At 41.5% G+C, this 16,971-nt stretch carries 12 protein-coding genes; 2 read left to right on the top strand and 10 right to left on the bottom strand.

The annotated features are described in order from the left end of the window. Positions 1-144 precede the first annotated feature (144 nt). A complete protein-coding gene (locus WJP93_RS13325) occupies positions 145-1,074 on the top strand; it encodes a pectinesterase family protein (protein ID WP_337548735.1) in 930 nt (309 codons plus the stop codon). Here WJP93_RS13325 and WJP93_RS13320 read toward each other — a convergent pair. The 8 genes from WJP93_RS13320 to WJP93_RS13285 form a co-directional block, all read right to left on the bottom strand. Then, positions 1,067-2,404 carry an HD-GYP domain-containing protein gene (locus tag WJP93_RS13320; protein WP_337548734.1) on the bottom strand — a complete coding sequence of 446 codons (1,338 nt, stop codon included), beginning with the start codon at positions 2,402-2,404 and terminating at the stop codon, positions 1,067-1,069. The genes WJP93_RS13325 and WJP93_RS13320 overlap by 8 nt on opposite strands. A 354-nt stretch (positions 2,405-2,758) precedes the next feature. Continuing rightward, complete coding sequence (locus WJP93_RS13315) at positions 2,759-3,361, bottom strand: cytidylate kinase-like family protein (RefSeq protein ID WP_308731458.1); 603 nt, start codon at positions 3,359-3,361, stop codon at positions 2,759-2,761. A gap of 142 nt (positions 3,362-3,503) precedes the next feature. After that, entirely contained in the window at positions 3,504-4,859 is a 1,356-nt protein-coding gene (locus tag WJP93_RS13310) for an SLC13 family permease (RefSeq protein WP_066560007.1), read from the bottom strand. A 212-nt stretch (positions 4,860-5,071) separates the two neighbouring features. Then, on the bottom strand, positions 5,072-7,654 hold the full coding sequence (locus WJP93_RS13305; protein WP_337548733.1) for a transglutaminase-like domain-containing protein: 2,583 nt from the start codon (positions 7,652-7,654) through the stop codon (positions 5,072-5,074). 32 nt (positions 7,655-7,686) lie between these two features. Further along, positions 7,687-8,994: an alpha-L-fucosidase gene (locus tag WJP93_RS13300; RefSeq protein WP_337548732.1), complete on the bottom strand. Its 1,308-nt coding sequence runs from the start codon at positions 8,992-8,994 to the stop codon at positions 7,687-7,689. Positions 8,995-9,117: 123 nt separating this feature from the next. Further along, positions 9,118-10,047, bottom strand: a complete 930-nt coding sequence (locus WJP93_RS13295) for a carbohydrate ABC transporter permease (RefSeq protein WP_066560019.1) — start codon at positions 10,045-10,047, stop codon at positions 9,118-9,120. Positions 10,048-10,062: 15 nt separating this feature from the next. Then, positions 10,063-10,989: an ABC transporter permease subunit gene (locus WJP93_RS13290; RefSeq protein WP_308731460.1), complete on the bottom strand. Its 927-nt coding sequence runs from the start codon at positions 10,987-10,989 to the stop codon at positions 10,063-10,065. A gap of 158 nt (positions 10,990-11,147) precedes the next feature. Continuing rightward, a complete protein-coding gene (locus WJP93_RS13285; RefSeq protein WP_066560026.1) occupies positions 11,148-12,800 on the bottom strand; it encodes an extracellular solute-binding protein in 1,653 nt (550 codons plus the stop codon). A gap of 333 nt (positions 12,801-13,133) precedes the next feature. On the opposite strand from WJP93_RS13285, the gene WJP93_RS13280 reads away from it, so the two are divergent. Then, positions 13,134-13,430, top strand: coding sequence for a hypothetical protein (locus WJP93_RS13280; RefSeq protein WP_066560028.1), 297 nt, complete (start codon positions 13,134-13,136; stop codon positions 13,428-13,430). Between the two features lie 49 nt (positions 13,431-13,479). Here the strand turns inward: WJP93_RS13280 and WJP93_RS13275 are convergent, their stop codons facing one another. Beyond that, the gene (locus WJP93_RS13275) at positions 13,480-15,060 is read right to left on the bottom strand and encodes a hypothetical protein (RefSeq protein WP_337548731.1); all 1,581 of its coding nucleotides are present in this window, start codon (positions 15,058-15,060) and stop codon (positions 13,480-13,482) included. A 108-nt stretch (positions 15,061-15,168) separates the two neighbouring features. Then, complete coding sequence (locus tag WJP93_RS13270) at positions 15,169-16,950, bottom strand: L-fucose isomerase (protein ID WP_066560033.1); 1,782 nt, start codon at positions 16,948-16,950, stop codon at positions 15,169-15,171. Positions 16,951-16,971: the final 21 nt, after the last annotated feature.

Below are 16,971 nucleotides of genomic sequence, written 5' to 3'. Positions count from 1 at the left end.
CATTGTCCGATAATTGCAAAAAGTTTCTTGGCTTTCCCGCCCGACTTTTGTAAAAACGCAAGCTCATATTGACAGCAAAAAGGTGATATTTTAAAATATCAGTATGGTACAAATTTAAGTCACAAAATCAGAAAGGATCACATTATGATTACTATTAACGCTGGACAATCTACTTCTTTTCCACGCATTGCTGATGCTATTGAGGCTGCTAAAGCCTATGCTCCTATGCCTGTCACAATACACATTGCACCGGGACGCTATCACGAAAAGCTGACAGTCTCACAGCCTCACGTTACACTTATGGGCGACGATGCTTCAAATACGATTCTTACATATGATGACTATGCAAGAGAAATCATGCCAGACGGAATAAAGCGAGGTACCTTTCGCACCTACACTTTATTTTTAGATGCGCCAGATATTACTCTTTGCAATCTCACTGTAGAAAATGCTGCTGGCGCTGGAAAGGAAGTTGGTCAGGCGATTGCTCTATATGCTGAAGGAGAAGGAATACGTGTGGAAAACTGCCGTCTTATTGGAAGTCAGGACACTCTCTTTACAGGGCCGCTTCCTGAAAAAGAAAAGGAACCTGGCGGCTTTCGCGGTCCGAAGGAATTTGCCCCGCGCATCAACGGAAGACAATATTATAAAAATACTTATATATGCGGTGGTGTCGATTTTATTTTTGGAAGCGCCACTGCTTACTTTGAAAATTGTACACTTGAATCACTTCCTGAAGGCGGTGGCTATGTGACGGCCGGTTCATCGCCAAAAGGTCAAACTTATGGCTACATATTCAATCATTGCCGCTTTATTGGAAGTGAGCCTAATACATGTTACCTTGGCCGCCCATGGCGTGAGTATGCAAAAGTAGTCATTTTAAATTCTGAGATAGGTGATCATATCAAACCTGAAGGCTGGCACGACTGGGTAAAGATTGATGCTCACGATACTGTATACTTTGCAGAATACAAAAATTATGGCCCCGGTGCCGCAGGTGCGCGCCCGTCATGGACACATACACTAACTGACACAGAGGCCGAAAACTATACATATGCTTCTGTTTTTAGCTGATCCCATATTCATATTTTTGTTCGTCATTTTGTGATGACTTATCATTTTTTTGACGCATATCATAATGAATATCCTGATCCATCATTTTAAGCATTGCTCTTGCGGCAGGCGGCCAAAACTGCCTGCCTATTCCATTTACAATTTCATCATGCACGCAGTCTTGCGTTAATGCCTTTCGATACGATCTATTTGAGGTCATCGCATCATATGCATCAGCAACTGCAATTATACGCGCTGCTTCTGGTATCTCCTCCCCTTTTAAGCCTTTCGGATATCCACGTCCATCCCAGCGCTCGTGGTGATACAGCGCACCATACTGAAGTTCTGGCATTGAACTGATGCGCGATAAAATCTGTGAACCAATCACGGTATGCGCCTTAATTGCCGCAAACTCTTCATCAGTCAGCTTACCAGGCTTTCTTAAAATTGCATCATCAACACCAATCTTTCCGACATCATGAAGCAATGCCATGTAATACATGCCATCGGCTTTCTCATCATCATATCCAAGCATTTTTGAGATCTGTCTTGTATACTTTGCCACACGAGCAGAATGACCATTTGTATAACTATCCTTTGCATCAACAGCACGTACAAGTGATTCTATTGTTTCAATTGACTGCTCATGGTTCTTTTTTGCTGCCTGTTCATTTTCCCGCGCTGACTTGATATTCTGCACAATAATAATAATCGCCGAAAAAACAAACATCAGGACAAATATTGCATAGATAAAACTGTAAACAGAAAAATATACATCATACTTTTTTAGTTCTACATGGCTTTCAATAAACAAGAAACCTGCGATTCTAAGCAAAAACAGGCATTCTGCAATAATCAAAATCGTAAGCAATACACCATTGATACGATTGCAGTCTTCCCTAAGCCCAACGATTGGATGGCAAACCCATTTGCAATAAATAAAATTAACAATGATCGGCATCAAAAGATCAATCAGCACTGTCATGGTAAGTGAATCATATGTAGCTGTAAATGGCATGGACAACAGATACAAACATAGATACAAAAAGCGTGCCGCACTGCCCACCGGCTCCATCATACGTCCATAAAAATACATCAGTAAAAAGGAGATGCCAAATACAAAAAAGTCTACACCATAAATAATATCATATGATATTTTTCCGGGCAGAAGCCGATAAATCAGCCCCATGCACAAAATCGTATAAATGTATGCCATGGGCGGGCATACCAAAAGAAAGCGAACGAAGCTAGGTGCACGAAGCTTTTCTTTCTTTAATGTCTTTGTCATATAAAAATATGATGGAATAAACAGTAGCTGTCCAAGCAAAAAACAAATGGATCGAATTGGCATATATATCCTTTCTGAATACAGAAAAAACTTGTTTTTCTTAGTTATGTGTGATATTGTAAACTCAGCAATGAAGCATTGACTAACAAAAAGGAGGAACTATTATGGATTTCTATTTTGCATCCCCGTGCCGCGTTTGGTGGGGCGAGATCTGGGACTGGATCTGTGGACGTCTGTAATCGGACATCTCTTGATCCATGTAACTCAAACGTATGGGTTACCATGTATCCTAACCAAAACAAAAAGGCCCGTTCCATTTGGAACAGGCTTTTTTCTATGCATGACCGTTCCGCTGATTATTATGCCAAATTTTAGCCTAAAAATCAAGCAGAACGTCACTCATTGTCTTTTTTCTTTTTACTTGAACATTTTTCTGCGTCGATTGATATAATCCTCAAGCTCATTTACTGTCTCATCAAATCCCAATCGGCTGCTGTTAATGCATAAGTCATAGGCTCTTGAATCGCCCCACTTATCCTTGCAGTAGTAGTTGTGATACTGTTTTCTGTACTTGTCATGACGCTCCATTTTAAACTGTGCATCACGCTCAGACAGATCATAGACCTCCATAACACGCTTGCACTTTACTTCGCGATCACCAAGAACAAACAAAGAAATCACATTAGGGCGATCACCCAAAACAGTCTCTGCACATCTTCCAACTACGATGAAAGACTCTCCCTCATCTGCTTTTTTCTTCAGATACTCAAACTGTAAAAATGCTACATTTTCTTCTGCAGAACTTGAAAAACCATTCTGGCTTCTTGAAAACAGCAGTTTTTTTGGCTTCTCATCGTAGCGTCTTAATGTCTCGACATCTACGTTTTTCTCTGCTGCTACAGCGTCTAACAAATTGTGGTCATAAAGCTTAATGCCATATCTGTTTGCCAACTCTACTGCAATTGCATGTCCGCCGCTTCCAAATTCACGTCCTAATGTTATTATCAACTGATCACTCATTGCCATTCCTCCTGACGACAAAATTAATTTACCTTATTATATAACTTTGAAGTCAATTTGTAAATATTTTTATAAAACCTTGAATATATGATGTTGAAGCGAGCTCGCATCGGATTTCTGACCTTTTGACCCTGGTATCATATTACATATATCTGGCAAATATGAACAGCATAGAAATCAAAACAACAATGATGGTTGCCGGTGCTGCATACTTACAGTACTTGCCCCATCCAATCGGATGACCATTCTTTGAAGATACGGAAATACCTACTACATTTGCGGAAGCACCGATTGGTGTCGCACTTCCTCCGATATCAGTACCCATTGCCAGTGCCCAGGAAAGTGTCTCCAAATCAACACCCTGCAGTGCTGACAAGCTTCTGACAACTGGAATCATGGTTGCTGCAAACGGGATATTATCAACGAATGCACTTGCAAATGCTGAGATCCAGATGATAATTGCTACCATTAACTTTGTGTTGGAACCACTTACCTTACTGATAAATTCAGCAATTACTGTAAGAACACCAGTCTGCTCCAAACCACCAACAACAACGAAAAGTCCAACAAAGAACAACAGTGTCTTGTAATCAACCTTCTTTAACAGCTCTGCTGCATACTTATGCTCTATAATCAAAGTAATAATTGCAATAAATGTACCGATAAAAGCAACTGTCAGTCCTGTATTTGCATGTGAAACAAGAAGAACAACTGCGATCAAAAAGATCACTACGCTGCTAATAAACTCCTTCTTGTCTGTAATGGCGGAATTTGGATCTGGACAAGATGCCGGATCAACAGGCGCTGTTCCCGGTGCAACAAGCTTCTTTCTGAAGCAGAAATAAAAGTAAACTACAACCACAATAAGTGAAATTGCTGCAATGGCACCTGTGTTTGTCAAGAAATCAAAGAAGCTGTAGCCCATGGAGGTTCCGATAATGATGTTCGGCGGATCTCCGCACATGGTTGCTGAGCCACCAAGATTTGCACAAAAAATCTCTGCGATAATCATCGGTACCGGATTGCTCTTTAACAAAAGACAAAGTTCAATAGTAACTGCTGCCAAAAACAAAATAACTGTAATACTGTCAATGAACATAGCCAGTACAAATGACATGATCATAAAGGTGACAAATACAGCAGTTGGCTTATAGTGAACAAGTCTTGCAATCTGCAGACAAAGCCAACGGAAAAATCCTGCCTTTCCCATTCCTTCAACCATGATCATCATACCTGCGATAAAAATGATCGTTGACCAGTTGATTCCAGATGAAGACTCTCCTGCCTCACTGGAAGCATGCCAGAAGTCCGCCGTGAAAATACTTCCAATATTCAGCGTCTCCATGATTGCGCTGCCGCTATGCATTGTGATACCGAATACTAAAATGATCATAAGCAAACCGCAGCCTAGTGTTACAATGTGTCTCTCTATCTTCTCAGTAATGATCAGGGCGAACATCACGAGAAAAATAAGGACAGCTAAAATCTGTGATACCATAATGTATCTCCCCACTTTCATATAATAGCAAATGGTAGCCGCAAGCGTCTGACCTTTGCGGCTACCATTATAATGCGATCTTCAAGAAATTGGAAGATCAAATTTCGTTTTTTTGAAAATTTCTTTCAATTAGTGTTACTGTTCACACACAATGTTACAAAAGTCCCTCGGACTTTGCAATAAATATTTACTTGTCCATAAACTTCAACCAATTAGCCCTTTGCATCAAGAATTTCCATCAATGTCCATGCTGTACGAATGTTATAATTTGCGAATGCAAAAAGTCCCTTGCCTTCTGTATTCACTGCAACAGCATATGGAAGACGCTCGTCTCCGACATGAAGTGCCTCATGCAGCTGATACAAATATGCATCATTCTTTACTGTCACGCATACAAGATTTAACCCTGCATTAAGTACACGCTGTAATGTCTCGTTCTTTAAAACATCCGTATTCTCAAGTGCAATTATAACTCTGTATCCCTGCCTCTTGTAAGCTTCCTTACACTCAAGAATCTCCTGGAACAGATGCTCTGTCGGCTCTTTTCCTGGATCTGCAAAAACAAGAATTGATTTTTGTCCCTGATAAAGTGAAGTCATCAAAACAGGATCGCCAACCATCTTTCCCTCTGCTGTCACCTGCTGTACTGTCGCATCACTAAGCTCTGCCTCATGACACTTTTCGGCAATCTTTGCCGGTGCCTGACGAAGCTCAAATACACGATCTTCGCTCATAACAAAGCTGCTTGCGATACAGCTGACGCCACCATCAATCTGACGCTGTGTGGTGATGATGCGGTAAGCACCTTTCGCCAAGGAAAGTTCCTTTTCTTCTCCCGGCTCAATTGCAAGATCATCATAGTTTTGCGTCTGATAAACATCATTTTCAAAACGGGCAATCGTCATATGAAGCCAGTACTCAAGCTTACGATCAGATTTATTTACTAAAGTCAGTGTTACCTGCTTCTCTGGCTCATCTATCTTTTGAACTTCCTTTTCCATAGACTCAAAGCAAATCTCACCGTTCTTTTCGCAAACGCTCTCTGCCTTTCCTGTTACTGGATTTAAGCGTGCCAAAATACCAATAGCACGGCAAATCTCAACAAAGACAACTCTCTTTGAAACCTCGGTAATGATCTCACACTTTATACAGCCATCTGCCTCTGCCGGCCAGTTTCCTGTTCCATAATCCGGCACTGTATTTAAGCCATGATTTACATACTCCCATACCATCTTTGCAGTCACTGTGCCATCCTGTGGGAATACATTTTTTTCAGATAACAGAGAAACAATACGGCTTCTGCTTCCCATAAGCTTTTCATGACCAGCACGCGGTGCAAGCAAATATTTCTGGTAAAGCTCTGTACAGAAATTGTTCTTATATGGCAATGCAGCACGCAAATATGATGCAAGTACCTCTGCTGTAGTATCAAGAAAATCCTTATCACGAAGCGTATCAAGCATCAGACGCTTATCCTCATCTGTAAACTCAGTCATCTGTCTGAATTTTTCAAGCTCCTGTCTGTTTCCTCTTGCATTGACAAAATAGCGATTCCACGGATCACTGTTGTCTTTATCTTCCTTTACAAAGCCTTCCTCATAATCAGCGCGAATCTTCTCACACTCAGCAAGGCGAGCCTCATGCACACTCTTCATCTGTGCACCAGTACTCTTTGGCATAGCCTCAATCGGTGGGTTCAAATCAAAGCGCTCCTCGATTATGCCTTCCATCTTCTCTGGATCTGCTGCCTGCTCCATCTTTAATACAACAGACTGCTGCTCTCTCATATCAATTTTCTGACCAAGATATTTTCCATTGTAAACGGTGCATACATACAGATCACCCTTACCTGTCATAAAGGACACACTGCCATCAGATGCTGTTTTTTCTTTATGAAGTGGGAAAAGCTCACTATAATTGACAAGACAGAATAAAACAGAAACATTCTGCACCGGTACGCCATGATCAGTTACTGTTACAGTCAGCTTCGCACAATCTGCATAGCGCTCTGTTACATTCATCAGCGCATAAAGCGGTGTCTTGTAGGCTATTTCTGCAGAGCTTTCCAGGTCCGAAAATGCCTTTGCATGAACAAGCATTGCCTTTGATGCAGCTGCAGTAAACCAACCCTTATCAAGTACTGGTTCTGGCTCACATGCTCCAAGATAATGCCAATCGCCGTCTGCCCACACCTCAACCCATGCATGGTTGTCATCACAGTGTGCCCAGCGCGGAACATAACACTGTCTTGCTGGAATACCAACACTTCTCATAGCAGATACAGCAAGTGTTGATTCCTCACCACATCGTCCGCGTGCGGAATTGCACATACCAAATGGTGCCAGAGTACGATCATCAGACGGAATATAGGTTGCCTTTTCATAACACCAGTAGTTAACCTCAAGTGCGGCCTCTACCATTGTCTTTTTATCCTTAACGCGATCAACAAGCTGTCTGTAAATCCACTCACGGCTCTTATCAAGATCCTCGTTGTTGACACGCACGCATAATACATATGTAAAGAACAGCTCTGCCGGCACCTGTTTTGCATATGGAACATTCGCATACATATCGAGTGTTGCCTTTACATAGGATGCAATCACTTCTACATCATAAGATACAATATCACACGGATGCATATATGCGTAAAGGTACTTCATGCAGACTGCCTCGTCCTCATCTGCGCTTTTAATCCACGCATCTATCTCACTCTTTTTGTTCGGACAGCAAGCCATCCACTCTTCATACTGCTTTTCAATTTTTTCCTTCAAAGACAGCTCTAATGCTAACAGCATTTCTTATCTACCATTCCTTTCTCATTAAATCTTTATTCTGTCAGCTCAACCTCCAGCACGGTATCTACTGCATCTGGCAGAACTGGATCTGGTCCAAGATTTGCAAACACGATATCTGGGTAATCGGTATGAACCCAGCTGTCAGAAATCGGTACCTCACTTCCATCACATAAAAGACGTATCTTCTTTATAGTACCTGGCTTAATTCCCGTAAGCGGCACTGGTCCCATCGTATTTTCAAACATGTGGTAATACAAAAGATTTCCATTTCTTGTCACACGGCCATAATCTGGCTTTTCGATCCCTGCCATTCCACAGCCATAAACACTCTTACTATTTTTCTTCATCCATGCACCGATCTCGCTCAAAATCTGCAGCGATTCAGGCGGAATGTTTCCATATGCATCGGGGCCAACATTCAAAAGCATGTTGCCTCCCTTTGATACACACTCTACCAACTTTTTTATGATCATTGAGGATGGCTTAAAGAACTTGTCTCTAGCACAATATCCCCAGTTGTTGTTCATCGTAATACATGCTTCCCAGTTCAGCGGATCACCGTTTACATCGCGAATACCATGTGGCGGAATAATCTGCTCTGGGCTTACAAAATCACCGTGATATGGAGTTGGGTTTCCTGTTGCCAGTGAGCCATAGCCCTGTCCACTTGCTTCTAATCGGTTATCAATAATAACCTGCGGCTGAAACTCTCTTACCATATTTACAAGCTTTGTAGCACCCCACTTTTCGCCCATCATATCGTCATAAGAGAAATCAAACCACAACACATCAATCTGGCCATAGTTAGTACAAATCTCTCGCACCTGATTATGCATAAACGTTACATAATTATCCCAATTACGATTTTCATTCGTGTAGGCCGGATTATTTCTCATTGGATGCTGACGATCACCGTAGTGTGGAAAATCATCATGATACCAATCGATCAAAGAAAAATACAGACCAACTTTCAAGCCTTCTGCTCGAACTGCTTCTACGTACTCTGCAACAAGATCGCGGCCGCATTTTGTATTAGTAGACTTGAACTCTGTATACTTACTGTCAAACAGACAAAAGCCATCATGATGCTTAGCTGTTAATACTACGTATTTCATACCGGCTTCTTTTGCCACTCTTGCCCATTTCTTTGGATCATAATCCTTAGGATCAAACTCATAAAAATATTTCATGTAGTCTTCCTTCGGAATTTCCTCAACACTGCGCACCCACTCGCCTCTTGCCGGAATTGAATACAGTCCCCAATGGATAAACATTCCGAATCTGGCATCTACATACCATTCCATTCTCTTGTTGTACTCTTCACGGTTAAACTGGTACATATATCCTCCAATCTTGAGCTGTGAAAAAATAAGAAATTATTTTTTCACAGCCTCTTTTTGTGCATAACTAAACGGTTTTTACTTGTAAAAGGACATAACTCCCCTTACCCTATTTCTCATTGATTAGCCCTTTACTGCTCCGATCATAACACCCTTTACGAAGTATTTCTGAACAAATGGATAAATTATCATAACTGGAACTGACGCAATAACAATAACAGAGTACTGAAGAAGATCCTTCAAACCTCTCTGTCTTGCCAGTGCATCGGCATTGCCCATCATCGTCTCATCAATATCATTCATAATAAGGATCTCACGAAGGATGATCTGTAATGGCTGTAAATAATTTGCCTTCTGTAAGTACAAAATTGCATCCTGATAGGAGTTCCATCTTGCAACACCATAGTACAGAACAAGTACTGCGATAATAGGTTTTGACAGCGGAACAACAATACGAATCAAATACTTAAATGGTGTACATCCATCAATCTCGGCTGCCTCATACAGCTCATCTGGAATAGAGTTGATCATATATGTTCTTGCAATGATCATGTTGTATGTAGACATTGCGCCTGGAATAAGCATTGCCCAAATGGTATCTACAAGGCCAAGTGCATTTACGAGCATGAAGCTTGGAACCATACCACCAGAGAAATACATTGTGAATACGAAGAACATTGCAACCTTATTGCGCGCGGTAAACTCTTTTCTTGAAAGAGGATATGCACAAAGAAGTGTCATTACAATGTTGATAAATGTTCCGAATACCATGTAGAACAGGGAATTACGAAAACCTGTCCAAAACTTTTTATATGTAAATACTGCCTCATATCCTCGCAGTGTAAAGTCCTTCGGCCAGAAGGATACCTTGCCGCTGATCATCGCCTGCGGATCAGAGAAGGATGCCGCAATGATATGAAGTACTGGAAGAAGCACGATCAATACAATGATCGTCATAACCACATACAGCAAAATTGTAAAAAACTTGCCTAGTGGGCTTTCCATTCTAAACTTGCTAAAACGGTCGTTTGATTTTACCTGTGTCTTACTCATTCGTTTCTCCCTCCTTTACCACAGACTCGTCTCTGTTACCGTCTTACAAATCTTGTTTACTATAACAAGAAGAATAAAGCTTACAAGAGACTGGAACAGACCGGCCGCAGTTGAAAATGAGAAATCACCTCTCGTAAGACCAACCTTGTAAACGAATGTCGAGATTACCTCTGCACGGTCTATATTCATATCATTCTGCATCAGATAAACCTTATCGAATCCGATGTTCATAATGCTTGCACAGTTAAAGATAAGCATTGTGATAATTGTTGGAACGATTGCCGGCAGATCCACGTGAATAATTCTCTGGAAACGGTTTGCACCATCTACGATAGCTGCCTCTTGAAGCTCAGGGCTTACACCGGCAAGTGCTGCTATATAAATAATAGAAGAATAACCAGCACCCTGCCAGATACCACTCCATACATAAAGTGACGGGAACAGATTAACTTCACCAAAGAAGTTAATAGGACCAATACCGATTGACTGCAGTGCGCGGTTTATGATACCAGTACGCATATCCATCATACGCATCATCATACCAACCATAACAACGGTAGAAATAAAGTATGGTGCATAAGTAACCATTTGGATAAATTTCTTATACTTCTTGCTTCTCATCTCGTTTAGCAGAATTGCCAGAAGAATCGGAATCGGGAATCCTGCAATTAAACTATAAATACCAAGATATAATGTATTGAAAATAATTTTTCTGCTGGATGGTGTTGTAAAGAACTGCTTAAAATACTTCAGTCCAACCCACTCACTTCCTAAGATTCCCTTTCTTGGGGAATATTTCTGGAATGCAACGATAATTCCACCCATCGGAATATAGGCAAAAACAAATGCATAGATCATCGGCAATGCAATAATTGCCCAGAACTGCCAATTATAGCTCTTTCCGAGCTTCTTTTTCTTTTTTGGTTTACTTATTTCTTTCAAGATCAGGTGACCTCCTTTTTTTGTTTTTTTCATGACAGCACTTTTATTCTGACTTTTCATTTATACGTCACGGCCAAAAGTCATTAGAAAAAGGCAGGTGGAAGTTCCACCTGCCTCCTCCACAGTCAGATCATCTGCCACAGTATATACACACCAGCTTATTCAGCCTTAAACTGTCTGTCATATGCTGCCTGATAGATATCGATCATAGTCTGAAGACCACATGCATCCAGTTCCTTCAGATAGGTATCCCAATCATCATCAAGGCTCTTTGTTCCCGTAATAAATGCAACCTTTGCACTATTGATATAATTCTTAACCTCAACCTGAATAGTCTGCAGCTCGGTAGACTCATCAGCTGTCATCTTAAGATCTGGCAATACATCAAGATCACCATTCTCTGGATTCTGTCCGTATGGCTCCTGCTTTTCCTTTGTTGCATCATACAGAAGTTTCTCAAGACCTGCACTTGTACCAGTATCTACATCCGGATCGGTTGCAGCGCCCAGACGATACTCAGCCGGTGCATAACGGATTACAAGATCCTGCCAGTCATGATTCTGTACCTCAGAAGAATACTGAGCCTCATCAGAGATCTTATACATAGCCGGCTCACCATTTAAGCCTACAGAACCATCGTTTGGTTCCCAAACCCAGTCTTTTCCTTCATCAGCACCAAACTGTGCGGAGATATCACCTTTCTCAGAGAAGAAGTAATCTACCCAGCGAAGAACTGCTGCCGGATTTGAACACTTGTCTGTAATAGAAAAGCTTCCTGTCTCAAGACCACTATATTTGAAGTATGGTGTAATGCGTGTTCCATCTGGTCCTTCCAGAGGAGAAATACACTGATACTGTCTGTAAACTTCATTGTTGGAATCAGAATCAATTCCATCGGAAATGGTTCCAAATGGAACGAACAGAACCGGAACATCTTCCTGATTCATAATTGTACGAAGCTGCTCTGCATCCTGTGTAAAGTTTCCATCATAAATTGCACCGATATCATACAGGCTCTTGATGTAGCGAAGACCCTCTCTCCACTCCTCGGTGGTAGCCGCACTAACTATCTCTCCGTCTGGAGTTAAAGCAAGCTTTCCATATTCACCGGAATCCAGTGTGAAGGAACCCATAAGCCATGCTACAAAATCAACATACCAGCCTGAGCTTGCACCGCCGATTGCGATCTTGTCAGGATATGTCTCTACGAACTTCTTACATACCTCATAGAACTCCTCAGTTGTCTGCGGAACTTCTACACCCATCTCCTCAAGATAATGTGTATTTACCCACATCTTACGAGCATACTGGCAATGATAACACTCATTCAGACCAGCAAGCTGATAGATATGTCCATCAGTTTCTCTCATCTGATCAAGATACTGGCCCATCTTCTCCATGTAGTTTGGCATATTTGCCTCAATCAGATCATCCAGCGGAATCAGGATGCCTTCCTCAACGCCCCACTTTGCTGCGTCTGGTGCATAGTGCATGATAACGTCTGGATAGGTATTTGTGTTGAACTCCATGTTCAGCTTCTCAGCACGGTCATCACGTGCAGCTGCCTCGAAGGTGAACTTGATGTTGGTCAGATCTTCCATATACTTTGTGAAGTCGTTTGTCTGGAAGTCTTCTACGTTTGGCATGTTGGTACGGAACATTGTGAACTCAAGCGGCTCCTCACTGATTGGATATGTACCTACTTCTGTAAGCTCAGATGCACCGCCGTCTTCTGCTGCAAATACAGATGCGGACGGGATTACCATTGCTGCTGCGCAGAGCATTGCTGCTGCCTTTGTGAACTTTCTCATTTGAAATTCCTCCCTTTTGATTTTTCTTCTCTCTTTTCATACCTTCCACTGCATATATGCCATCTCTCAGGTATGTTCTTAAAAAGTGTTTTTTTGTTACTTTTTACATTTTAACGTAGCTTTTGAATGACGCTATTTTTATTATAACCAATTATTTTTCACTTTGCAACATATTTTTCACATTTTTGACACATTTCTTTCACATTTTTATCACTTTTTTCAGCATCACTTCCCCAAAAGCAATGTAATCTATTCCCTTTTTTGTGTCCAAGTGATATACTAAGGTTAGTCTTTATTTCGACATTAAAACATATCTTATAAAGGAGATTACCTATGTTTCACTTTGGAAAAAAGAAAGCATCTGTGCCAGAACTAGTCCTTTCGGCTGAAAATATCGAGCTTTACCGTGGACCGCTTAGTGATATACCACTTAGCGAAAAAACAATTCTTGCGACCTGCATGGACCTCTACAAAGACCCTCAGCCTTGCTATATTCATCGTGGTGCCGCCCGTCAATATCTAGTCGCAAAGCTGACCGATATGATCACAAATGGCACGCCTGATTTTGCTTTGCTTGAAGAATATACCGGCATTGAACCTATTGATCATGCAGAGCTTACAAAAGACTGACATAATACCTGCTGCCGGCGCTATTGTCTGCGGCAGGCATTAAGCTGGATTATTGCATAAGCATGAACACGGCAAATATAAAAAATACAATCGCAGTCACAAGCTTAATGGCTGGAAGCCATTCTAAAGTTTTATTTGACATATGAATTACATTTTTTGTCTTTTCGATTACTAATACAATCAAAAAGCTTGGTATGCACATCGCCGTTACATAAATAATAAATGCTGCATTTGTCTGAAGTTTCATTTCCTGCTGCATCTTCATCATGTAAAGAATAGCAGCTAAATATACTTGCCCAGTACAGAAAAATTCTCCTGCTGAAATCACAATTCCTAAAACAACTGCTGCCGGAATCATCCACTTTGCATTTATTTTAGATGCCTTTTCAATGCGCTCATGATTCCATTTACGAAGCGCTGTAGGAAGCTGCATTCGTATTTTTCCGTACTGTTTTCGTTTTACATTGACAAAATCAATCAGATATAATATCGCAAGTATAAAAAATACTGCTGCAAAAATCCATGTAAATACATTACTGATACTCAAAAATATATCCTGCCCTATCGCCATGAAAAGTTTATATAATCCCATTCCCATCGCACAGTATGCTGTAAACTTTCCTGCAAGATAAGCACATCCCGTTTTTATAACAGAACGTCCTGACATTGCAATCGCTGCAAGCAGCATCAAAAGCATAGAAGCACCACATGGATTGACTCCGTTAATAAAGCCAGCTGCTGCAAGTCCTATATAAGTCTTAAAAGATGCCTGATCTTTATTTTCTTCCTTCCAGGAAGCATCATCTGACAGTATATTTTCCAGATTAAATCCAGTAAGCTCATCATCTTTCCACTTTTGTTCTAGTTCTTGTGTTACAGCCTTTGCTCCGCTTAAATAACCGCCACTAAAGAAAACAATCGGAACCTGCTGCTTATCTGATGCAACACCATAGATTGAAAACAACTTCTGCAGCAAAACTACATTATCTCCCTCTGCAATATTAAACTCATGTATTACAAGAGGCTTTTTTGTTGTCTGATCATCAGTCATCTTTTTCAAAAGCGATTTTACTTCACTGCAGTCAGTACAGGAAACAGTAGAAAAATATAAAATAACAGAGTCTGTGCTTTTATCTTTAGAAACAGCTTCACGAAGCTGATTTTTCCAATCGGTATTAGATAACGGTTTCTCAATTTGATTTTCGTTTTCTGCCTGAGTTACAGCCTCTGTTTTTTCATCCGATTCAAGTGCCGCTTCACTAGAAACAAATTGCCCTGGCTTTGCAGCCTGCTTAAGTGTATCTTCAAGCTTTTCTTTAATCTCATCCAAGCCGCTAAGACAAACTAAAGCCTCTGAATCTTCTGAAATCATAATCAAAGCCGGCAGACTTACATCTGCTTCTTTTAACCCCAGCTCTTGCAGTCTCTTTTCAAGGCGATTCTTATCTTCCGCGCGAAATGTATTATAAACTGCAATCTCATATGGGTATTTTTGCTTAATTTGGCTTATTGTGTCCGACACAACTGCAAAGAAATCGTCCTCTGGGTGGCAGGAGGCACAGACGCTATACTGATAATACTCCATCTGCACCGTTAAATTATTTTTTTGTTCTGTATTCTGTGATGCCATACTTACGCCCCTATGTCCAAAGACACAGGTTAGAAATATGGCGCACAGAAAAATAGTCAACACACTTGAATATTTTTTTGCCATTTTCTGAAATGAACTGTAACGGATTTAATACAGCGGTCCATAGTTCTTGCATGCCGCATAATCAGCTGCCTGAACATCCTGCGTTCCAAAGCTTGCCCATGAATGCGGACGGAAAACCTTCTCCTTCTCCACATTATGCATTGTTACCGGAATGCGAAGCATACTTGCCAGTGTAATCAAATCTGCACCAACATGTCCGTATACTGTAACTCCGTGGTTTGCACCCCAGTTTGCCATTACGCTGTAAACATCGGTAAATGCGCCCTCACCTGTAAGTCTCGGGCAGAACCATGTAGTAGGCCATGTCGGATCGGTACGCTTATCAATCGGATTGTGAATCTCATCCGGCAGATCTGCTGTCCAGCCCTCCGCGATCTGAAGCACTGGGCCAACTCCGTCAATAATATTAAAACGAAGCATCGTTACAGGCATTTCAGCGTGGCACCTAAAATGGCTTGAATAGCCGCCGCCGCGGAAATATTCATAATCTGCTCTGCACCAGTCAGTTGCTTCAAGACAATTCTTGATATCCTCTTCCTTCATCTCCCAGAATGGCTTCATCACATGATTTCCATTCTCGTCAACACATGCGCCAGATCCATCAAGTGCTGTCGCACCAGAATTGATCAGATGGATAAATCCATTTGAAGCTACACCGTCTGGCTTATGTCCAGTTACTCGCTCACACGCCTCTGGACTCCAGTATGTACGCACATCATGGAAGCACGGTGCTGAACCAGAAATCAGATTTCCAAGAAGCATTGCAATTCCATTGCATGTATCATTTTCTGTTGCAAACGGAGTCGGTGCCTTTGGTCCATTCCAGTCAAATGTGGAAGCTAAAATTGCCTCTGTAAAGTCGGCATTTGGCAGCCAGTCTGTCCACTGTCTCTGTCCCTGGAAACCACCGGCAACTGCATTTCGTCCCAGTGCCTCTTCATGCCATCCAAGCTCATCAAGACGCGGATTTCCATAAAGAATATCACGCATAATAAGAGTCATCTTTACAATAAATTCCCAGTCCTTATCAGGAGCAATTACCTTTGATTTTGTAATAACATCTGGGAAATTTTTACCTGCATTCTTATCAAAACCTTCTCTGCAGTTTTCCTTTACCCATGCAAGAGCTCTCTCATACTCTTCGTGATCATAAATTCCGATAGTGATACGGCGAAGAATCTCAACCTCATCAACCCACTCTGCACGAATGCCGAAATATTTCTGAAGTACATCTGCATCACAGAAGCTTCCTGCAATTCCCATAGTTACTGCACCGATATTAACATATGCTTTATTGCGCATCCAGCCTGCTGCAACTGCGCCTCGTGCGAAACGAAGAATTTTTTCTGCTACATCAGCAGGAATGGAAGTATCGTTTGCATCCTGAACATCATGTCCATAGATGGAAAATGCCGGCAGACCACGCTGTGCATGTGCTGCCAAAACTGCTGCCAAATAAACAGCACCTGGACGCTCTGTTCCATTAAATCCCCATACAGCCTTAATTGTGGTTGGATCCATATCAAATGTCTCTGTTCCATAGCACCAACATGGTGTTACAGATAATGTTGCCGTTACGTTCTGTGTAGAAAACTGCTCTGCAACACGTGCAGCCTCTGCACCGCCTCCAATTGTAGTACATCCAACTACGCACTGTACTGGTGTTCCATCAGGATATTTTAAATTCTCAGAGATCAGCTTTGCTGCGTTCTCTGCCATTGCCATAGTCTGAGCTTCAAGACTTTCACGTACACCGCCCCAGCGTCCATCAATAACTGGGCGGATTCCAATCTTTGGATATAACATAAGTATCCTCTCTTTCTATTT

The sequence above is a fragment of the Anthropogastromicrobium sp. genome, from assembly GCF_037349415.1.
GTDB lineage: Bacteria > Bacillota > Clostridia > Lachnospirales > Lachnospiraceae > Anthropogastromicrobium > Anthropogastromicrobium aceti.
Note: the sequence above shows the minus strand (reverse complement) of the source record. Positions and strands in the feature narration are given on the sequence as shown.